The sequence below is a fragment of the Streptomyces hokutonensis genome, assembly GCF_000376565.1.
Classification (GTDB): domain Bacteria; phylum Actinomycetota; class Actinomycetes; order Streptomycetales; family Streptomycetaceae; genus Streptomyces; species Streptomyces hokutonensis.
In genome coordinates, this window is record NZ_BARG01000014.1 from 240,304 (window position 1) to 261,119 (window position 20,816).

Below are 20,816 nucleotides of genomic sequence, written 5' to 3' on the forward strand. Positions count from 1 at the left end.
CTGGACCCGGAGGGGAGGGGGACGAAGTGACCGGAGCTGAGCCGCTGTTGCTCGGGGTGCGGCACCACGGGCCCGGTTCGGCGCGGGCCGTGCGGGCCGCGCTGGCGGCGGCCCGGCCGCGGGTCGTGCTGATCGAGGGGCCGCCCGAGGCCGACGCGTTGATTCCGCTGGCCGCCGAGGAGGACATGCGACCGCCGGTCGCGCTCCTCGCCCACGCCGTGGACGAGCCCGGCCGTTCGGCCTTCTGGCCGCTGGCCGAGTTCTCCCCGGAATGGGTCGCGATCCGCTGGGCCCTGGAGCACGGGGTACCGGCCCGTTTCATCGACCTTCCGGCCGCGCACACGCTGGCGTGGGGGACGCAGGACAAACCCACGGGCGAGGAACAGGGCCCCACCAACCCGGAGGCTCCCTCTGGCCCGGACATCCGCGTCGACCCCCTCGCCGTACTCGCCGAGACCGCGGGGTACGACGACCCCGAGCGCTGGTGGGAGGACGTCGTCGAGCACCGGGGTGTGGGGGAGCGGGATCCGTTCGCGCCGTTCACCGCGCTGGAGGAGGCCATGGGGGCGCTGCGTGAGACGTACGGGGCCGGTGGGCACGACCGGGACCTGGTGCGCGAGGCGTACATGCGGCTCCAAGTGCGCGCGGCACAGCGGGAGTTCGAGGACGGCGTGGCCGTGGTGTGCGGGGCCTGGCACGTCCCCGCGCTGCGGCAGCGGACGGCTGTCGCAGCGGACCGCGCACTGCTGAAGGGGCTGCCCAAGGTCAAGGCCGAGCTGACCTGGGTGCCGTGGACGCACCGCAGGCTGTCCCGGGCCGGCGGGTACGGCGCGGGCATCGACTCGCCGGGCTGGTACGGCCATCTCTTCGCGGCGCCGGACCGGCCGGTCGAGCGGTGGATGACCAAGGTCGCGGGGCTGCTGCGGGAGGAGGACCGGATCGTCTCCCCGGCCCATGTCATCGAGGCGGTACGGCTGGCGGAGACCCTCGCGGTGATGCGCGGCAGGCCGTTGCCGGGGCTCGGCGAGACCACCGACGCGGTGCGCGCGGTGATGTGCGAGGGCTCGGACGTTCCGCTGTCCCTGGTGCGTGACCGGCTCGTTGTCGGGGATGTGCTGGGCGAGGTGCCGCCGGGCGCCCCCGCTGTGCCGTTGCAGCGCGACCTCGACCGGCAGCAGCGCAGGCTGCGGATCAAACCGGAGGCGCTGGAGCGGGAGTTGGAGCTCGACCTGCGCAAGGAGACCGACGCCGCGCGCAGCAGACTGCTGCACCGGCTGCGGCTGCTGGGTGTCGAGTGGGGCGAGCCGATCGCCTCGCGGGGGAGCACGGGTACGTTCCGGGAGACGTGGCGGCTGCGCTGGGAACCGGAGTTGGCTGTGCGGGTCGCCGAGGCGGGCGTCTGGGGCACCACCGTGCTCGCCGCGGCGAACGCAAAGGCGGAGGCGGACGCCGTCGCGGCACAGAGCCTCGCCGACGTCACCGCCCTCGCCGAGCACTGCCTGCTGGCCGAACTCCCGGACGCGCTCCCCGTGGTGATGCGGGTCCTCGCCGACCGCGCCGCCCTCGACACCGACGTCGGCCACCTCGCCCAGGCGCTGCCCGCCCTGGTCCGTTCGCTGCGCTACGGCGACGTACGCGGCACCGACACCGGCGCGCTGACGGAGGTCGCCGCGGGCCTCGCCGAACGGATCTTCGTCGGCCTGCCCCCGGCCTGCACGGCCCTCGACGCGGACGCGGCGGATGAAATGCGACGCCATGTGGACGCGGTGCACGGGGCGGTGGCACTGCTGGGGGACGCCGGTGGGGGTCGGCGGGGTGCGGCCTCCGGGGCCGAGCAGACCGAAGCCTCAGGTGCCGAGCGGGGTACGGCATCGGAGGCTGGGCGTGGTGACGCCGCCGGCTCTGGGCATGGTGGTGCCCCCGCACCGGGAGACGGGGGCGCAGCCGGACCTGGGCATGGCGATGCCTCGGCGCCGGGCAGCGGCGAAGTATCTGCGCCCGGGAATGGCGACGCCTCAGTGCCGGGCAACGGCGAAGGATCCGGTCCCGCGTCAGGTGAGGACCCCGGACCAGAGCGGCGCAACGCCTCCGCGGGCGGGCGCGCTGATGCCACCGCCCGCGCCCCCGGCCACGGCGACCTGCGTCGGCGCTGGTGTGCGGTGCTTCGGACGCTCTCCGCGCGGGACACCGTGCCGGGTGTCATCCGGGGACGTGCCGTACGACTGCTGCTGGACGGTGGGGAGTTGGGGGCGGACGAGGCGGCCCGGCTGATGGGGCTGGTGCTCTCGCCCGGGACGCCGCCGGCGGACGCGGCGGCGTGGATCGAGGGCTTCGTCGGCGGCGGGGGCGGGCTGCTCCTCGTGCACGACGAGCGGCTGCTCGCTCTGGTGGACGCGTGGCTGACCGGGGTGTCGGCGGAGGCGTTCACGGACGTACTGCCGTTGCTGCGGCGCACGTTCTCGGCGTACGAGTCGGGGGTGCGCAGAACGCTCGGCGAGCTGGTGCGGCGCGGGCCCGGGAAGCAGGTCGGGGCGGTGGCGACGGCGGTCGGGATATCCGGGTTCGGCGCGGAGCTGGACGCCGGGCGGGCGGATGCGGTGGTGCCGGTGCTGCGGCTGATGCTGGGGCTGGACGACTTGGTGGGGAACAGCGACAACGAGCTGGTGGGGGTGGCGGGATGATGACGGCGAGCTGCGGTAGGCAGGGCACGAGGAAGCCGGGGGAGCGGGCTCAGGCGGCGGGTGCTGGGCGGGGGTCCGAGGACCGTCCGGCTACTGCCGTGCGGGTCGTGCCCTTGTGGGAAGGGCTGCGGGCGGGGGTGCGCGGATGACGGCGACGGGCGCGACGGCGGCGACGGCCGTGACGGTTGACGGGGTGGCGGGGGCCGGCGGAGTCGCTGACCCGGGGCAGGAGCGGCTGCGGCGGTGGCGGCTGGTGCTCGGGGGTGACGCGGCCGATGGCACCGGGTGTGCGTTGTCCGGGCGGGATGCCGCGATGGACGGGGCGTTGGCCTCGCTGTACGGCAGGGGTGACAAGGAGCGGGCGGGGAAGGACCGTTCGGCGGGGCTCGGGGCGTCGGCGCCGTCCGTCGCGCGCTGGCTCGGGGACATCCGGACGTACTTCCCCTCCTCGGTCGTCCAGGTCATGCAGCGCGACGCCATCGACCGGCTCGGGCTGTCCGCGCTGCTGCTCGAACCGGAGATGCTGGAAGCGGTGGAGGCCGACGTGCACCTGGTCGGCACGCTGCTCTCCCTCAACAAGGCGATGCCGGAGACCACGAAGGAGACGGCGCGGGCGGTGGTGCGCAAGGTGGTCGAGGACCTGGAGAAGCGGCTCGCCACCCGCACCCGGGCCACCCTCACCGGCGCCCTCGACCGCAGCGCCCGTATCAACCGGCCGCGCCACCACGACATCGACTGGAACCGCACGATCGCGGCCAACCTCAAGCACTACCTGCCGGAGTACCGGACGATCGTGCCGGAGCGGCTGATCGGATACGGGCGGGCTTCCCAGTCCGTGAAGAAGGAGGTCGTCCTCTGCATCGACCAGTCCGGGTCGATGGCGGCGTCCGTCGTCTACGCCTCCGTGTTCGGGGCGGTGCTGGCGTCCATGCGGTCGATCGACACCCGGCTCGTCGTCTTCGACACGGCGGTCGTCGACCTCACCGACCAGCTCGACGACCCGGTGGACGTGCTCTTCGGGACACAGCTCGGCGGCGGTACGGACATCAACAGGGCGCTCGCGTACTGCCAGTCGCAGATCACCCGCCCCGCCGAGACGGTGGTCGTGCTGATCAGCGACCTCTACGAAGGAGGCATACGGAACGAGATGCTCAAGCGGGTCGCGGCGATGAAGGCGTCGGGGGTGCAGTTCGTGACGCTGCTCGCGCTGTCCGACGAGGGGGCACCGGCGTACGACCGCGAACACGCCGCCGCGCTGGCCGCGTTGGGGGCGCCGGCCTTCGCCTGTACGCCCGACCTCTTCCCGGAGGTGATGGCGGCGGCGATCGAGAAGCGGCCGCTGCCGATACCCGACACGGCCTGACGAACGGGCCCGGGGCGACAACGGGCTTGGGAGACAGGGGGGTTGCGCGTCCTCGGGTGGCCCGTGCGAGGATCGTCGCCTCATGATCTGGCCCGCCGCCGCGATACCCGGTGCCGCCCTGCGCGTGATGCGTACGGCGGTGGGGCGGCGTGTGCTCCAACTGGCGCTGCTGGTGGGCGGGTTGTTCGTGCTCGGCCTCGTGTGCGGAGGTCAGGCACAGGCGGCGGACGGGGCGCCGGGACAGCGGCCGGGGATCCCGGCGGTGGCCTCGCCGACCCCGGTGGTGAAGCCGGTTCCGGTCTCGATTCCGGTCCAGGCTCCTGTTGTCGCTCCAGTACTGGCTCCAGTGGTCGCTCCGGTCGCGGACACCGTGGAGCGGGTCGTACGGCCCGTGAGTGACGTGGTGACGAAGACGGTGACCGCGGTGTTGGCCGAGGCGCCTTCGTTGCCCTCGTTACCCTCGTTGCCTTCGCTGCCCACCTTGCCCTCGGTCCCCGTGGTGCCGAGTCAGCCCGTGCCTCCGGTCCAGACGCCTCCGGCGCACACGACGCCGGTGGCGGTGCCGACGCCCGTCCGGTCGGCCCCGCACTCTTCGACTGGCGGACATCGTTCGAAGGCGAGGCCCGCCAAGGCGGCCGTAGGCACAGACGTGACGTACGGGCCGCGCGTCGCCGCCGGCGAGATCGGCGCCGTAGGGCATGCGGCCGTACGTCATGTGCCGTCCGTCAGGCACGCCCCGGCGCACCAGGCGCCCGACGGTGACCCGGGTGGCGCACCGCGCGATCAGCAGGCCATGGACGGCGGCACCTCGCGGCACTGTGACGCGCAGGCTGTGACGTCGGGCACCAGGGTGGCCGTGCGGTTCGTGCGTGGCGTCGCCGAGGGTGCGGACGCGGCGGAGACCAGGGACAGGTACCGGGACGTTCCCGTTTTCCCAGGCTAGGCAGGGCCTTCCGGCAGTTGGTCTGCCCGGAATGTCGCCATGTCTCCTTTTCTGGAACGCCTGAGGAACTGACGTACCGATGAGCAACAACACGAGCACGAGCACGACCACAAGCACGACCACCAGCGCCGACATCACCCCGGCCGAAGTCCGACGGCGTCTCGTCGATGCCGTGGTCTCCGTCCCGCGAGGGTCCCGGGTAAGGGCCGCCGCGGCCATCCAGGGCGCACGGGCCGCGCGGACCGCACGCGCCGCACACATTGTGTGCACCCGGACCGTCCGTCGCTGGGAGTAACAGACTCCGTGAGGCAGTGACCCCGGACGGCCGAATGCCGTCGGCCTGTCCGGGGTGCGCCTCGCGGTACTGGGGTCCCCGCCGGGCCAGCCCCAACCCGGCGGGGACTCCGCCCGAACAACCCGCCCGTAAGCCCCGTCCACGGCACTGCGTGTCACGAATCCCGGCATCATGTGACAGGTATCACCGCTCAGGTGTGACCCTCGATTTAGAGGCCCTCCGCAAGCAGCGATAACCTGCGAGACGGACATGCCGCGCGCTCGGTCACCGTGTGCGCCTCCCTTGTGACAGCGGACGTCACGTTGCCCTTCGCGGCACGCCCACGCATCCAACGAACCGCGAGATCACTGAGGACGGAAGCGCGTGGACCTGTTCGAGTATCAGGCGAGGGACCTCTTCGCCAAGCACGATGTACCGGTGCTGGCCGGTGAAGTCATCGACACGCCTGAGGCGGCCCGCGCAGCCACAGAGCGTCTCGGCGGCAAGTCCGTCGTCAAGGCCCAGGTGAAGGTCGGCGGCCGTGGCAAGGCCGGTGGCGTGAAGCTCGCCGCCACCCCGGACGAGGCCGTCGCGCGTGCGACGGACATCCTCGGCATGGACATCAAGGGCCACACGGTCCACAAGGTGATGATCGCCGAGACCGCGCCCGAGATCGTCGAGGAGTACTACGTCTCGTACCTCCTCGACCGCACCAACCGCACCTTCCTCGCCATGGCGTCCGTCCAGGGCGGCGTGGAGATCGAGGTCGTCGCGGAGGAGAACCCCGAGGCGCTCGCGAAGGTCCCGGTCAACGCCAACGAGGGCGTGAGCATCGAGAAGGCCCGCGAGATCGTCGCGCAGGCGAAGTTCCCGGCCGACGTCGCCGAGCAGGTCGCCGAGATCCTGGTGACGCTGTGGGACACCTTCGTCAAGGAGGACGCCCTCCTCGTCGAGGTCAACCCCCTCGCCAAGGTCGCCGACGGCCGTGTCATCGCCCTCGACGGCAAGGTCTCGCTGGACGAGAACGCCGAGTTCCGTCAGCCGGAGCACGAGGCGCTGGTCGACCACGACTCCGCCAACCCGCTCGAGGCCGCCGCCAAGGCGAAGAACCTCAACTACGTCAAGCTCGACGGCGAGGTCGGCATCATCGGCAACGGCGCGGGTCTCGTCATGAGCACCCTGGATGTCGTCGCGTACGCCGGTGAGAACCACGGCGGCGTGAAGCCGGCCAACTTCCTCGACATCGGCGGCGGCGCGTCCGCGGCCGTGATGGCGAACGGCCTGGAGATCATCCTGGGCGACCCCGACGTCAAGTCGGTCTTCGTCAACGTCTTCGGCGGCATCACCGCGTGCGACGAGGTCGCCAACGGCATCGTGCAGGCGCTGCAGCTGCTCGCGGACAAGGGCGAGGAAGTCACCAAGCCCCTCGTCGTCCGCCTCGACGGCAACAACGCCGAGCTGGGTCGCAAGATCCTCTCCGACGCCAACCACCCGCTGGTCCAGCGCGTGGACACCATGGACGGCGCGGCCGACAAGGCCGCCGAGCTCGCGGCTGCGAAGTAAGGGACGAGGGACAAAACAGCCATGGCTATCTTCCTCACCAAGGACAGCAAGGTCATCGTCCAGGGCATGACCGGCTCCACGGGCATGAAGCACACCAAGCTCATGCTGGCGGACGGCACCAACATCGTCGGTGGCGTCAACCCCCGTAAGGCCGGCACGTCCGTCGACGTCGACGGCACCGAGATCCCGGTCTTCGGCACGGTCGCCGAGGCGATCGAGAAGACGGGCGCGAACGTATCCGTCCTCTTCGTACCGCCGGCCTTCTCCAAGGCCGCCGTCGTCGAGGCGATCGACGCCGAGATCCCGCTCGCGGTCGTCATCACCGAGGGCATCGCCGTCCACGACTCGGCCGCGTTCTACGCGTACGCGGTCGCGAAGGGCAACAAGACCCGGATCATCGGCCCGAACTGCCCCGGTCTCATCACCCCGGGCCAGTCCAACGCCGGCATCATCCCGGGCGACATCACCAAGCCGGGCCGTATCGGCCTGGTCTCGAAGTCCGGCACGCTGACGTACCAGATGATGTACGAGCTGCGTGACATCGGCTTCTCGTCCGCCGTCGGCATCGGTGGCGACCCGGTCATCGGCACCACGCACATCGACGCGCTCGCCGCGTTCGAGGCCGACCCCGACACCGACCTGATCGTCATGATCGGCGAGATCGGCGGCGACGCCGAGGAGCGTGCGGCGGACTTCATCGCGAAGAACGTGACGAAGCCGGTCGTCGGTTACGTCGCGGGCTTCACCGCGCCCGAGGGCAAGACCATGGGCCACGCCGGCGCCATCGTCTCCGGTTCCTCCGGTACGGCCGCCGCGAAGAAGGAGGCCCTCGAGGCCGCCGGCGTCAAGGTCGGCAAGACGCCGACCGAGACGGCGAAGCTGGCGCGCGAGATTCTGGCCGGCTGAGCTTCTTAGCTGCACGTCGATGGGCCCGCTCCGTGGGTTGGAGCGGGCCCATCGGTGCGTTGTCGGGTGCGGGTGCGTCGTGGTTGCTCGCGCAGTTCCCCGCGCCCCTAAAGAACAGGCCCGGTGGGGGTTGGTCGCGCGATCCCGGTGCCTGTAAGAGAACAGAGCGGGCCGGTGTTTTTTAGGGGCGCGGGGAACTGCGCGACCAGCCCCCACCGGGCCGCACTCAACGACTCAACGGAAGCAGCCTTTCGGGCCCAGCGGTCATCCCGCTACGCAGCCGGTCCCTCAGCGCTACCTCCTCCTCCGACGACGCCCCCTGCACCACCCGCGCCGGCACCCCCTCCACCCGCTGCCCCAACGGCACCGGCGGCTCATAGTGTGTCGGCGCCGTCCGCAGCGTCAGCGTCGTCGCGCCGATGATCGTGACGGTGAACGCGATCGCCGCCCGGGTCCAGAACACGGTTCGGCGTTCACCCACGAAACGAACCACCGGCGGCTTGGCCGCGTGCAACCGCCCCGTGGAGGCCAGTTCGGTCAGCCGCCGGTGCAGTTCGGTCGGGTCGGACAGCTCGGGGAGCCGCGCGGCCAGCGCCTCGCGCGCGTGCAGCAGCCGGTTCGCCGCGGCCGGCGTGCTCGCCTCCGTCTCCGCCGCCATCTCCGCGAGACCGAGCCCGACACCGTCGTAGAGGAGAAGGGTTCGGCGGTACGACGGGGGGAGCTTGAGGAGGGCGGTGAGCAGGGCGCGGTCGGCGGGGGCCGGGGGTGGGGGTTCCGGGTGGCGGTATCTGGGGCGGAAGCGGTGCCAGGGGGAGAGCGCGTACTCGTACGCGACCGAGCGCACCCAGCCGGCCGGGTCGCGGTCGACCGCCACCTCGGGCCAGCGCTGCCAGGCGGTCTGGAAGGCGCGCTCGACGGACTCCCGTGCCAACTCGCGCCGCCCGGTGAGCAGATAGGTCTGCCGTACGAGGGAGGGCGCGCAGAACGCGTAGAGCGCGTCGAAGGCCTGAGCGGGGGTCAGGGGGGCGGGCGCCGGATCGGTGTGCGGTACGGGGATCTCGACCACGACGATGTCGGCGTGCGGCGGCTCCGGTTGGGCCTCCGGCGCCGCCTCCTCCACCTCGGCTGCATCCACCTCTGCCTCTTCCACTGCGGGGGAGTCCTCGGTCAGGTCGTTGAGCAACTTCGCGTACGCTTCCCGTTTCCGGCCGCGTGGTGAGGTGCGGCCGGTCTCCCACGCGCGCACCGTCTCGCGGCTGACGCCGACCCGCGTGGCGAGCTGAGCCTGCGTCAGGGACGCGGCCTCGCGCAGCCGTCGGCGTTCCTTGGGCGGCGGGAGCGGGGTTGCAGGGGTCTGCGTCACCGGGTGCCCCTTCGTACGAAAAAGTACATAAATGTATATTGAGCGACACTTCGGGGGTTCGCCTGTTACGACGGAAAAGCGCGTGTCGTTGGGAGCATGGCGGTCGTGATGCCGATGACCCACCGCCGACCGTCGTTGTCGCCCCTCCTCACCCGGATGCGCGACCGATCCCCCGGACTGGCCGCCAGCCTCTTGGGTGGCGCGGTCGCGGCGGGGCTCGGTCTCGGTTCGTTCGCCGTGCTCGTGATGGTGCTGTGGATCAGCTCGCCGTACCCGGACAGCGGACCCGGCGGCGCGCTGCACATGGCCGCCGCGCTCTGGCTCCTCGCGCACGGCGTCGAACTGGTCCGCACCGACACCCTCTCCGGGATCCCCGCCCCCGTCGGCGTGACCCCGCTGCTCCTCCTCGTCCTGCCGGTCTGGCTGCTGCACCGGGCGGCCCGGGACGCGGTGCTGGGCGGAGCCGACGAGGACACCGACATCCCACCGGTCCCGGCCCGCACCGCCTGGACCGGCGTCGCCCTCGGCTACCTCGCCGTCGGCACCGCCGCCGCGCTCTACGCGTCCGGCGGCGAACTCTCCCCCTCCTGGAGCTGGACGGCGGTGTGCCTGCCGCTGCTCGCGGCGGGCGCGGCCGGGTCGGGCGTGTGGACGGCGTACGGGCGCCCGCGCGAACCGGTGTTGAGCGTGCTGGTCCTGCTGCCGGCCGGGCTACGGCGGCTCGTCCTGGGCCCGGAGGCCCGCGAGTCCCGGGCCCGGATCGGCACCGCGCTGCGCGCCGCCGGGATCGGCACGGCGGTGTTCGTCGGGGGCGGCGCGCTGCTGCTCACGGCCTCCCTGGTGTGGCACGGCGGCGCGGCGCAGACGTCGTTCCTACGGCTGACGGAGGCGCTGTCGGGCCGGTTCGCCGTGCTGTTGCTCTGCCTCGCGCTGATCCCGAACGCGGCGGTCTGGTCGGCGGCCTACGCCCTCGGCCCCGGCTTCGCGCTCGGCACCCACCACACGGTGGACCCCCTCAACTCGGCCCCGGCGCCCCTGCTTCCCCCGTTCCCGCTCCTCGCGGCGGTCCCGGACGCGGGCACCGGAACCCCGCTCAACTGGCTGGCGGGACTGGTGCCGTTGGCCGCCGGGTTGATGGTCGGGTGGTTCGTGGCACGGGTCGCGGTGGGGCAACGGGGCGACGGAGAAGGCGAGTTGACGAAGCCGGGGGGCACCGGCGGTCCGGCGTCGGCACCCTGGCCGCAGGGCCGCACCGCCGCCACCGCACTGCTCGCCGCCGCCCTGTGCGCCGTAGCGCTCGCGCTGTTCGCGGAGTTGTCGGGCGGTCCGCTCGGGGGTGCCGCGCTCGCCCGGTTCGGGCCCGTGTGGTGGCAGACCGGGGGAGCGGCACTGGCGTGGCTCGCGGTGGTCGCGGTGCCCACGGCGATGGGGCTGCGGGCCTGGCGACTGCGGGAACCCAGGGCGCCGAAGCCGACGATCGGGAAGCCGAGGGAGGGTGCGGCCGAGAAGGCGCCGGATGCCCCGCCGAGACGCCGGTTCCTGAAGTCCTTCACCGCCGTCCGGGGGCGGTTCACCCGCAGGCCGAAGGTGACGCCCGTACCCGTCCCGGTCCAGGCCCCCGTCGACCAGCCGTACCTCGCCTACGACCACGACCCGACGTTCGACCCGTACGACTTCCTGCCCGTCGACGTCCCGTCGGGGCCCTCGCCGACCCCCTGGTACGACGACGCCTCCCGCGAGGCCCGCTGGGCGGCTCTGAGGGAGGCGGCGACTCCACCGGAACAACCGGAACACCCGGAACCCACGGACGAGCCCGGGCCGAACTGACCGGTGTCGTCCGTCAGTTGGCGGTTCCCAGCAAGCCCCGCAGATCCTTCGGCAGGAGCTGGTTGCAGGACTGCTTGGCCTCGTTCGTGAGGGCGTCGTTCGTGCAGGTGTAGAAGTCCTTGTAGGCCAGCTGCGCGACGAACATCGCGGCGACCAGGGCGATGGCGAGGGACGCGGTGACCAGGCCGCTCACCGCCGCCGTCGTCTGGGGGCGGCCCGGTGCCTCGGGCGCGGCCGGGGTGTCCGGGTCGCCGGGGCGGGGCTTGGCGCGCAGCGCGCTGCCGCCCCAGTAGAGGGCCAGCGCGCCGAGCAGCAGGGCCACGTACGGCCAGCTGAAGAGGGCGAAGAAGAAGGCCCACATGCCGCTCAGCAGGGCGTAGCGGGCGCGGCGCTGGGCCGGGTCCGTCGGGTCCCAGCGCATGCCCTGGCCGGGGCCGGGGCCGCTGTTCGGGCCCTCGGGGCCGCCGCTGGATCCGCCCTGTCCGCCGGGCCGGTCGCCGAAGCCGCCCTGGGAACGCCCGGGCTGCCGGTCGCTCCACTGACTGCCCCACGGCGAACGACCGCCACCATCACCCTGCGAGGAGTCGTCGCCGTCACGACCCTCCGGGCGCCGCGGCTGCCACGGCCGGTCCGGAGTGCCCTCGGGCGGCGGGGCGAACGGATTGTCGTCCGACCCCGCACCGCTCTGTCCCTCCGAGGGCGCGTCCGGCGGCGACGAGGGCCGCTCCCGGAGCAGCACGGTGCCGCGCTCCCCTCCCTGCAAGGACTGCGGGGGGAACGTGAGGAGTCGGGGACTGCGGTCCGGCATCAAGTGAGCGTCTTCCCCTTGTTGAATACGTCTCTCCGACATGAGCTGTCACTTCGTGAACGCGTCGCACGACAACGGCGTTCCCGAACCCGCTCTCCCCAGACGCTACCTTCCGGCCACGCCCCCGTCCCGTGGGGGCTGTCCGGTGTGCCGGTATCGTTGCTGACGGTCGGCCGCTTCGTAGACTTCCCCGTATCCCGGGGCGCGAAGCATTCGTATGAATGCACGAACGGGCCGCCCGCACGCACCCCGCTCCCCCGAGAAAGGGCCCCGCCGTGGCCGCCAAGCCCGTGGCCAAGCGCCTTGTCGTGCTGGTCTCCGGTTCCGGTACGAATCTGCAGGCGCTGCTCGACGCCATCGCGACCGAGGGCGACGCGGCGTACGGAGCCGAGATCGTGGCCGTGGGCGCGGACCGCGAGGGCATCGAGGGCCTGGCCCGTGCCGAGCGCGCCGGACTGCCCACCTTCGTGTGCCGGGTGAAGGACTTCGCGACCCGCGAGGAGTGGGACGCGGCGCTCGCGGCGGCGACCGGGGCGTACGAGCCCGATCTGATCGTGTCGGCCGGGTTCATGAAGATCGTGGGCAAGGAGTTCCTCGCCCGTTTCGGCGGCCGGGTCGTGAACACGCACCCCGCCCTGCTGCCCAGTTTTCCGGGGGCCCACGGCGTACGGGACGCGCTCGCGTACGGCGCCCGGGTCACCGGCTGCACCGTCCACTTCGTCGACGACGGCGTCGACACCGGGCCGATCATCGCTCAGGGCGTTGTCGAGATCCGGGACGAGGACGACGAGAGCGCTCTGCACGAGCGGATCAAGGAAGTCGAGCGAAGGCTGCTCGTCGATGTCGTGGGGCGGCTGGCCCGCAACGGCTATCGCATCGAGGGACGAAAGGTAGTTATCCAGTGACCGCCGAGAGCAACAAGCGAGCCATCCGACGGGCGCTCGTCAGCGTCTACGACAAGACCGGCCTCGAGGAGCTGGCGCGCGGCCTGCACGAGGCGGGCGTCGAACTCGTCTCCACGGGCTCCACGGCCGCCCGTATCGCCGCCGCCGGCGTACCCGTCACCAAGGTCGAGGAGCTGACCGGCTTCCCCGAGTGCCTGGACGGCCGGGTCAAGACCCTGCACCCGAAGGTGCACGCCGGTATCCTCGCCGACCTGCGGCTGGAGAGCCACCGGCAGCAGCTCGACGAGCTGGGCGTGGCCCCCTTCGACCTGGTGGTCGTCAACCTCTACCCGTTCCGGGAGACCGTCGCCTCGGGCGCCTCTCCCGACGAGTGCGTCGAGCAGATCGACATCGGCGGCCCGTCGATGGTCCGTGCCGCCGCCAAGAACCACCCCTCGGTCGCCGTGGTCACCAGCCCGGCCCGCTACGCCGACGTCCTGAACGCCGTACAGAACGGCGGCTTCGACCTCACCACCCGCAAGCGGCTCGCCGCGGAGGCCTTCCAGCACACGGCGTCGTACGACGTGGCGGTGGCGAGCTGGTTCGCGAGCGCCTACGCGCCCGTCGACGAGTCGCAGTTCCCCGACTTCCTCGGCGGCACCTGGGAGCGCGAGAACACCCTGCGCTACGGCGAGAACCCGCACCAGCCGGCCGCGCTCTACGTCGACGCCTCGGGCGGCGGTCTCGCCAAGGCCGAGCAGCTGCACGGCAAGGAGATGTCGTACAACAACTACACGGACACGGATGCCGCGCGCCGTGCCGCCTACGACCACGCCGAGCCCTGTGTCGCGATCATCAAGCACGCCAACCCCTGCGGTATCGCGGTCGGTTCGGACGTCGCCGAGGCGCACCGCAAGGCGCACGCGTGTGACCCGCTGTCGGCGTTCGGCGGGGTGATCGCCGTCAACCGGCCGGTCAGCAAGGAGCTGGCCGAGCAGGTCGCCGAGATCTTCACCGAGGTCATCGTGGCGCCGGACTACGAGGAGGGCGCGCTCGAGGCCCTCGCCAAGAAGAAGAACATCCGGGTGCTGAAGGCCCCGGGCGGCCCCTCGAACGCGGTCGAGTTCAAGGCGATCGACGGCGGGGCGCTGCTCCAGGTCACCGACCGCCTCCAGGCCGACGGCGACGACCCGGCCGACTGGACGCTGGCGACGGGCGAGGCGCTGTCCGAGTCCGACCTCGCCGATCTCGCGTTCGCGTGGAAGGCCTGCCGCGCGGTGAAGTCCAACGCGATCCTGCTGGCCAAGGACGGTGCCTCGGTCGGCGTCGGCATGGGCCAGGTCAACCGCGTCGACTCGGCGAAGCTGGCGGTCGAGCGGGCGGGGGAGGAGCGGGCGCGGGGTTCGTTCGCGGCCTCTGACGCGTTCTTCCCGTTCCCGGACGGGCTGGAGATCCTCACCGCGGCCGGCGTCAAGGCCGTTGTCCAGCCCGGCGGTTCGGTCCGTGACGAGCTCGTCGTCGAGGCCGCGAAGAAGGCGGGCGTCACGATGTACTTCACGGGGACGCGGCACTTCTTCCACTGAGGTCGCCCGCTGCGGCCTTGTACACGGCTCAGGGCCGTGCCCCCGAGGAATCGGGTGGCACGGCCCTGAGCCGTATGGGGACCGTCAGTTCTGGATGACCATCGTGCTCGCGGCCTTGTCGTGCCAGCCCTGTTGGCGGCCGGACTTGTCCCAGAACGGGGACAGGTAGACGACGAGCTGGCCGATGCCGCAGGCGATGCTGCCGACCAGCGGGATGACCCAGCGGATGATCGACGAGCCCAGGCCCGGCTTCTGGCCGGTGTCGGCCTTCACCACGCGCAGGCCGACGGCCATCTTGCCCAGGGTCGCGCCCACCAGACCGATCATCAGCCACTCGTAGAGCAGGCTGCAGATCATCAGGGCGCCGACGACCGCGCCGATCGCGCCCACCATGTGGCTCGCCGCGTCGTCGACGCAGGACTGGTAGTCGGAGGCGTTCGGGTCGCAGTCCTTGATGGCGCTGATCGAGCCGGCGACGCCCGCGAGGGAGAGCACGAAGTAGATGACGAAGAGGATCAGGCCGTCGATCAGGCGGGCGCCGAAACGCCGGCCCATCGAGGCTATGCGCGGGGCGCCGGGCACGCCGGGGCCGCCCGCGTAGCCGGGCTGCTGGGGGTAGCCGTAGCCGGGCTGGCCGCCCTGGGGGTAGCCGTAACCCTGCTGCGGGGGCTGCTGCGGATAGCCGTAACCGGGCTGGCCCTGCGGGGCGTTCTGGGGCTGCCCGTAAGGGTTGTTGGGATCGCCGAAGCTCATGGCGAGGTTCCTCCGTCTGCACTGTCTGGTGGGGACGATGCGGGTTGCGCGGAGGAACGTCGTTGCTTGAGCGGTTTTCCCCCCGAACATGAACCGCGGTACTGCGCCGCTCATGCTCGTGGGGGTGATCACTTTTTGTCCAGTTGGAATCCTCATGTGTTGTGTAAGCGAAACATCAATTTCGCTGGGTGACCGAAAGTGTTCGCCTGTTTTTCTCGGAGTCCTCAGTAGCGCGGACGTGCGAACCAGGCCGTGCCACTGGCGACCATCGGGGCCGCCGTGATGACCGCGCCGAAACCGACCCACAGCAGCGTGTAGAGGACCGCGGCGGCCGGTCCGTTGTCGAGGGCGACGATCAGGAAGACGAAGCCGACGAGCGTGCCGAGCGCGCCGTAGACCACCGTGGTGACGCGGATGCCCTGGCCGCCGCGGCCGAACTTGACGCCCAGGGTGATGGACAGGGCGGCGAAGGCGAGGCTGACGAGCCCGAAGAAGATGAGGAGACCGGCCAGCGCGTGACCGGCGTCGCCGACCGACTTCATCGGGACCACGGAGGTGGCGTCGTCCGTCACATCGCTGACGAAGGCGCCGACGTAGAGCCAGGCCACACCGGCCAGGATCTGCGTCGCGGAGATGATGAACAGGAAGACGCGGGCGGTCATGAGCAGCCCGGGCATCGACTGTGCGGGCATCGTCGCGCCGCCCGGGTAGCCGTAGCCGTAGCCGTAGCCGGAGTACGGCTGCTGCTGGGGATAGCCGTAGCCGTAGGTGTAGCCGGGAGCGGTGGGGGGCTGCTGGGGCGGTGGGGGCGGCTGTGATGGCTGGGGCGGCTGTCCGTACGGATACGGGTTGTTCGGGTCGCCGTAACTCATGGCGTCTCTCCTCCGTCTGCCTCTGACGAGTGCGGGGACGGCGTGCGGCACCGACTGGAGGAAAGCCCTGTGGAGCAAGTGGATCAAGCGGATGGTGCGGATGGTACGGACGCGCTGCGTTCCCCCGGTACTGCACGCGGCACTGTGTCCCCATGGTTCTGGAGGCGGCTGCCCCCGTCCAGCGGAATTCCGCATATTGCGTATATTCCGCATCTTCCGTACGCGTTGTGGAGACGCCTGATTGGAATCGGGGCCCGGTCATCCGCGAGGATGGGGTCATGACCGCCCAGATTCTCGATGGCAAGGCCACCGCAGCCGCGATCAAGTCCGATCTGACCGCCCGCGTGGCGGCGCTGAAGGAGAAGGGCGTCACGCCCGGCCTCGGCACGATCCTGGTCGGGGACGACCCCGGCAGCCAGAAGTACGTCGCGGGCAAGCACCGCGACTGCGCCCAGGTGGGCATCGCCTCCATCCAGCGCGAACTGCCCGCCACCGCGACGCAGGAGGAGATCGAGGCGGTCGTCCGGGAGCTCAACGAGGACCCGGCCTGCACCGGCTACATCGTCCAACTCCCGCTCCCCAAGGGCATCGACGAGAACCGCATCCTGGAACTCATGGACCCGGACAAGGACGCCGACGGCCTCCACCCGATGAACCTCGGCCGCCTCGTCCTCAACGAGCCCGCCCCGCTGCCCTGCACCCCGAACGGCGTGCTGACCCTGCTGCGCCGCTACGGCGTGGAGATCAAGGGCGCCGAGGTCGTGGTCGTCGGACGCGGCGTCACCATCGGCCGCCCGATGCCGCTCCTGCTCACCCGGCGCAGCGAGAACGCGACCGTGACCCAGTGCCACACGGGCACCCGCGACCTCTCCTCGCACCTCAAGCGCGCCGACATCATCGTGGCCGCCGCCGGTTCCGCCCATCTGATCCGGCCCGAGGACGTGAAGCCGGGCGCCGCCGTCCTCGACGTCGGGGTCTCCCGGAACGCCGACGGCAAGATCGTGGGCGACGTCCACCCGGGCGTCGCCGAGGTCGCCGGCTGGATCTCCCCGAACCCCGGAGGAGTCGGCCCGATGACCCGCGCCCAGCTGCTCGTCAACGTGGTCGAGGCGGCGGAGCGCAGTGTCGCCTGACAGCAAGGAACCGGCCGGCAGGAGGACGGAAGCCGTGGACGACATCGAGGTGACGGACCCCGTCAGCGCCCCCGGCGCCGACGGCGTCCCGCGCCGCACCACCCGCCGCTTCCCCCTCTTCACCCGCGACACCGCCCGCCCCGAGGGCGGCGGCCGGGCCGCGTCCGGCGCCGCCCCGGCACCGGCCCGCCAGTGGCCGATCCTCGCGGTGCTCGGCACGGTCGGCCTCGGCCTCCTGCTGACCGCCTTCGACGTCTTCCGCTACGGCACCCTGCTCATCGGCGCCGCCCTGCTGGCCGGCGCCGTCCTGCGCTGGGTCCTGCCGGACGTCGGCATGCTCGCCGTGCGCTCCCGCTTCACCGACGTCGTCACCTACTGCGTGCTCGGCCTCGCGATCGTCCTGCTGGCGATGATGGCGCAGCCGAAGCCGTGGCTGGTCATCCCGTTCCTCAAGGACACGCTGCACTACACGGTCAACACCAGCTGACAGCCGGTCGGTTCACGACACACGACGGCGGCCCGTCCCCTCCCCCGAGCAAGGACGCGCCGCCGTCTGCGTCTCAGCGTGCCGCGCGGTGAGCGGGCTGTTCAACGGCTGTCAGCGCGCTGTGGCAGGGAGGTGACCGTTTCGCTACGCGCTCCGCACCCCGCCGCGACGAGGGAACCGTTCCCCTTCCGGCGTCGTCATTCCGCTCGGAACGGGCAAGTGGGACGAGCCGACGAGCGGGCGGGCGGTGGAGGTGCGATGAGCGGCTGGCAGCCGCTGCCGGACGATCTCCCGGCGGAGGTACGGCACTTCGTGGAACACCTGCGCCTCCTCAAGGACCGCACCGGGCTGAGCCTGGCCGCACTCGGCGCCCGCACCGCGTACAGCAAGTCCTCCTGGCACCGCTATCTCAACGCGGGCCAGCCCCCGCCCCGGCAGGCGGTCGTCGCGCTGTGCCGGGTGGCCGGCACCGACCCCGAACGCATCGGGGTGCGCTGGGAGTTGGCGGTCCAGGCCTGGCCCCGCCCGGTCACCGTCCCGGAGCGGGCGCCGGGCGGGGAGGAGTACCGGGACGATCCGACCCTGCCCTGGTGGGACACCCCGCCCGAGATGGGGGAGAGCAGGCCCGACGGACGACTGCTCCGGTACGCGCTGGTGCTGCTGGTTCTGATGCTTCTCGTGACTGTCGTGGGGGCCGTCTTGCTCGGGTGAACGCCGGTATGTGCCCAGTGTGTCGATGTATTGACAAGTTTGCGGATTTGCAACGAACTCGACCAACAACCGCGTTAGCGTGGGCAATTCAGGGCAGAGGGGGGAAAGCAATGCCTCGTTGGAGGGCCTTGCCGGATGAACTCGATCCGCAGGTCAAGGAGTTCGCGGGTCAGCTGCGCCGGCTCGTGGACCGCAGCGGCCTGAGCGTCGCGGCGGTGGCCGACCGCACGGGTTACAGCAAGACGTCCTGGGACCGTTATCTCAATGGCCGGCTCCTCGCGCCGAAGGGGGCGATCGTCGCCCTCGCGGAGGTCACCGGCACCCATCCCGTCCATCTGACCACGATGTGGGAGCTGGCCGAGCGGGCCTGGAGCCGTTCGGAGATGCGGCACGACATGACCATGGAGGCGATGCGGATCTCCCAGGCGCGGGCCGCGCTCGGCGAGTTCGGGGCGCCTCCGTCCAACGCACAGAGCGGTAAGGCCCAGAGCGGCAAGGCCGAGGGCGGCAAGACGGCCCGCAAGGGCGGGAGTGCCACCGCGACCCCGGGGATCGCGGGCCCGGCGGGGGTGTCACCGACGGTGCCGCCGCAGCCCGCGGCGCCCGAGAGCGACGTACGGGAAGGTGCCTCGCAGGTCGGCAACTCGTGGGGGCTGGCCGGGTATGCGGGGTCGGCGGGGCAGTCCGGTGGCGCGGGTGCGCGACCGGGGGCCGGGCAGGTGCCGGAGTCTCCGGTGCCGCACGGCGAGCTGCCGCGGGCGCCCCGGCCGGGGCCGCCGGACGGACTGGCCGGCACCAGGCGGCGGTTGCTCATGTTCAGTGCCGGAGTCGTCGGGGTGATGGTCGTGATCGCGGCCGTGTTCCTGTTCACCAACAGGGGTGACGGGGACAAGAAGACGACCGCCACGCACACCTCGGCCTCGCCGTCCGTCAGCACGAACCCCGACCTGCCGGCCGGGGTGAAGTGCGTGGGCGCCGGGTGCACCGGCAAGGACGCCGAGGCGATGGGCTGCACCACGGACGCGGGCGCGGCGACGACCGCCAAGACCGCGACCGTCGGTACGACTGTCGTCGAGGTCCGGTACAGCAAGACCTGCGGCGCCGCCTGGGGCCGTATCACCGCGGGTGTCCCGGGGGACTCCGTGCGGGTGAGCGCGGGCACCACCAAGGAGAGCGACAGCATCACGGCGGCCGGTGACAACATCGCGTACACCCCGATGGTGGCGGTGAAGGACGCCGGCGAGGCGAAGGCCTGCGTGACGCTGGCGTCGGGCCAGAAGGGGTGCACGACCTAGCGCACACAGGGCGCGCATGTGGGGATTTGGTGAACGTGGGGAATGCCCGTCCCGGATCGGGGCAGGCGGTCAGCACCCCCACGGGAGTCCGGACCCCGGTGCCCCCACGGCGGTCGTCCGGTGTTCCTCTCCCGAGCCGGACGGCCGCCTTTTCCGTGCCCCGAATCCGGGCGCTGTGGGGTGGGCCACACAGACCCGGCAGTCCGCGATCCCGGATGCGCGATAGCCTGACCGGTGGATCTCTTGACGCCAAGAGATCGATCATTTGTACGTCCCGCACCCCGGGGCAGTGCCGCCCCACCGCCAGCTGTCATAACGGAGAACGCCATGACCCGCACTCCCGTGAACGTCACCGTCACCGGCGCGGCCGGCCAGATCGGTTACGCCCTGCTCTTCCGCATCGCCTCCGGCCAGCTGCTCGGCGCGGACGTGCCGGTCCGGCTGCGTCTCCTGGAGATCACCCCGGCGCTCAAGGCCGCCGAGGGCACGGCGATGGAGCTCGACGACTCCGCCTTCCCGCTCCTTCAGGGCATCGACATCACGGACGACCCGAACGTCGCCTTCGCCGGCACCAACGTCGCCCTCCTTGTCGGCGCCCGCCCCCGCACCAAGGGCATGGAGCGCGGCGACCTGCTCTCCGCCAACGGCGGCATCTTCAAGCCGCAGGGCAAGGCCATCAACGACAACGCCGCGGACGACATCAAGGTCCTCGTCGTCGGCAACCCGGCCAACACCAACGCGCTCATCGCGCAGGCCGCCGCCCCGGACGTACCGGCCGAGCGCTTCACCGCGATGACCCGCCTGGACCACAACCGCGCGCTGACCCAGCTCGCGAAGAAGACGGGCACCACGGTCGCCGACATCAAGCGCCTGACCATCTGGGGCAACCACTCCGCCACCCAGTACCCCGACATCTTCCACGCCACGGTCGCCGGCAAGAACGCCGCCGAGACCGTGAACGACGAGAAGTGGCTGGCCGAGGACTTCATCCCGACCGTCGCCAAGCGCGGCGCCGCGATCATCGAGGCCCGCGGCGCGTCCTCCGCGGCCTCCGCCGCGAACGCCGCCATCGACCACGTCCACACCTGGGTCAACGGCACGGCGGACGGCGACTGGACCTCCATGGGCATCCCGTCCGACGGCTCCTACGGCGTCCCCGAGGGCCTCATCTCCTCCTTCCCGGTCACCACGAAGGACGGCGTCTACGAGATCGTCCAGGGCCTGGACATCAACGAGTTCTCCCGCGCCCGCATCGACGCGTCGGTGAAGGAGCTCGAGGAGGAGCGCGACGCGGTCCGGTCGCTCGGTCTGATCTGACGTTCCGCGAAGGTCCCCGGCCGTCGGTCAGGCGGCCGGGGACCTTTGTCGTG

18 protein-coding genes are annotated in these 20,816 nt (G+C 71.6%); 14 read left to right on the forward strand and 4 right to left on the reverse strand.

The features are described 5' to 3' along the window. The first annotated feature begins 26 nt into the window (after positions 1–26). From SSP08S_RS06715 to sucD, 6 genes are all read left to right on the forward strand, one after another. Positions 27–2,681, forward strand: a complete 2,655-nt coding sequence (locus SSP08S_RS06715; protein WP_019066806.1) for a DUF5682 family protein — start codon at positions 27–29, stop codon at positions 2,679–2,681. A 145-nt stretch (positions 2,682–2,826) separates the two neighbouring features. Beyond that, positions 2,827–4,044, forward strand: coding sequence for a VWA domain-containing protein (locus SSP08S_RS06720; RefSeq protein WP_245607835.1), 1,218 nt, complete (start codon positions 2,827–2,829; stop codon positions 4,042–4,044). An 82-nt stretch (positions 4,045–4,126) separates the two neighbouring features. Further along, on the forward strand, positions 4,127–4,987 hold the full coding sequence (locus tag SSP08S_RS06725) for a hypothetical protein (RefSeq protein WP_019066808.1): 861 nt from the start codon (positions 4,127–4,129) through the stop codon (positions 4,985–4,987). Between the two features lie 79 nt (positions 4,988–5,066). After that, positions 5,067–5,282, forward strand: a complete 216-nt coding sequence (locus SSP08S_RS06730; protein ID WP_019066809.1) for a hypothetical protein — start codon at positions 5,067–5,069, stop codon at positions 5,280–5,282. A 363-nt stretch (positions 5,283–5,645) separates the two neighbouring features. Continuing rightward, entirely contained in the window at positions 5,646–6,824 is a 1,179-nt protein-coding gene (gene sucC / locus SSP08S_RS06735; RefSeq protein WP_019066810.1) for an ADP-forming succinate--CoA ligase subunit beta, read from the forward strand. 21 nt (positions 6,825–6,845) lie between these two features. Then, positions 6,846–7,730 carry a succinate--CoA ligase subunit alpha gene (gene sucD, locus SSP08S_RS06740; protein ID WP_019066811.1) on the forward strand — a complete coding sequence of 295 codons (885 nt, stop codon included), beginning with the start codon at positions 6,846–6,848 and terminating at the stop codon, positions 7,728–7,730. Positions 7,731–7,956: 226 nt separating this feature from the next. Here sucD and SSP08S_RS06745 read toward each other — a convergent pair whose 3' ends face one another. Beyond that, the gene (locus tag SSP08S_RS06745; RefSeq protein ID WP_019066812.1) at positions 7,957–9,093 is read right to left on the reverse strand and encodes a helix-turn-helix domain-containing protein; all 1,137 of its coding nucleotides are present in this window, start codon (positions 9,091–9,093) and stop codon (positions 7,957–7,959) included. A gap of 96 nt (positions 9,094–9,189) precedes the next feature. Between SSP08S_RS06745 and SSP08S_RS06750 the strand changes: the two genes are divergently transcribed. After that, positions 9,190–10,920 carry a cell division protein PerM gene (locus SSP08S_RS06750; protein ID WP_019066813.1) on the forward strand — a complete coding sequence of 577 codons (1,731 nt, stop codon included), beginning with the start codon at positions 9,190–9,192 and terminating at the stop codon, positions 10,918–10,920. Between the two features lie 13 nt (positions 10,921–10,933). Here SSP08S_RS06750 and SSP08S_RS06755 read toward each other — a convergent pair whose 3' ends face one another. After that, entirely contained in the window at positions 10,934–11,728 is a 795-nt protein-coding gene (locus SSP08S_RS06755; protein WP_019066814.1) for a hypothetical protein, read from the reverse strand. 275 nt (positions 11,729–12,003) lie between these two features. On the opposite strand from SSP08S_RS06755, the gene purN reads away from it, so the two are divergent. Further along, the gene (purN, locus tag SSP08S_RS06760) at positions 12,004–12,633 is read left to right on the forward strand and encodes a phosphoribosylglycinamide formyltransferase (RefSeq protein ID WP_019066815.1); all 630 of its coding nucleotides are present in this window, start codon (positions 12,004–12,006) and stop codon (positions 12,631–12,633) included. Next, entirely contained in the window at positions 12,630–14,195 is a 1,566-nt protein-coding gene (gene purH, locus SSP08S_RS06765) for a bifunctional phosphoribosylaminoimidazolecarboxamide formyltransferase/IMP cyclohydrolase (protein WP_019066816.1), read from the forward strand. Before purN ends, purH begins: the two co-directional genes overlap by 4 nt. Positions 14,196–14,279: 84 nt before the next feature. Here purH and SSP08S_RS06770 read toward each other — a convergent pair whose 3' ends face one another. Beyond that, complete coding sequence (locus SSP08S_RS06770; RefSeq protein WP_019066817.1) at positions 14,280–14,948, reverse strand: RDD family protein; 669 nt, start codon at positions 14,946–14,948, stop codon at positions 14,280–14,282. Positions 14,949–15,172: 224 nt separating this feature from the next. Beyond that, the gene (locus SSP08S_RS06775) at positions 15,173–15,820 is read right to left on the reverse strand and encodes a hypothetical protein (protein WP_019066818.1); all 648 of its coding nucleotides are present in this window, start codon (positions 15,818–15,820) and stop codon (positions 15,173–15,175) included. A gap of 278 nt (positions 15,821–16,098) precedes the next feature. On the opposite strand from SSP08S_RS06775, the gene SSP08S_RS06780 reads away from it, so the two are divergent. From SSP08S_RS06780 to SSP08S_RS06800, 5 genes are all read left to right on the forward strand, one after another. Next, positions 16,099–16,953: a bifunctional methylenetetrahydrofolate dehydrogenase/methenyltetrahydrofolate cyclohydrolase gene (locus tag SSP08S_RS06780; protein ID WP_019066819.1), complete on the forward strand. Its 855-nt coding sequence runs from the start codon at positions 16,099–16,101 to the stop codon at positions 16,951–16,953. 34 nt (positions 16,954–16,987) lie between these two features. Beyond that, on the forward strand, positions 16,988–17,440 hold the full coding sequence (locus tag SSP08S_RS06785) for a DUF3017 domain-containing protein (RefSeq protein WP_019066820.1): 453 nt from the start codon (positions 16,988–16,990) through the stop codon (positions 17,438–17,440). A gap of 258 nt (positions 17,441–17,698) precedes the next feature. Then, entirely contained in the window at positions 17,699–18,151 is a 453-nt protein-coding gene (locus tag SSP08S_RS06790) for a helix-turn-helix domain-containing protein (protein ID WP_019066821.1), read from the forward strand. Between the two features lie 128 nt (positions 18,152–18,279). Continuing rightward, entirely contained in the window at positions 18,280–19,446 is a 1,167-nt protein-coding gene (locus SSP08S_RS06795; protein ID WP_019066822.1) for a helix-turn-helix domain-containing protein, read from the forward strand. A 327-nt stretch (positions 19,447–19,773) separates the two neighbouring features. Next, a complete protein-coding gene (locus SSP08S_RS06800; protein WP_019066823.1) occupies positions 19,774–20,763 on the forward strand; it encodes a malate dehydrogenase in 990 nt (329 codons plus the stop codon). Positions 20,764–20,816 lie beyond the last annotated feature (53 nt).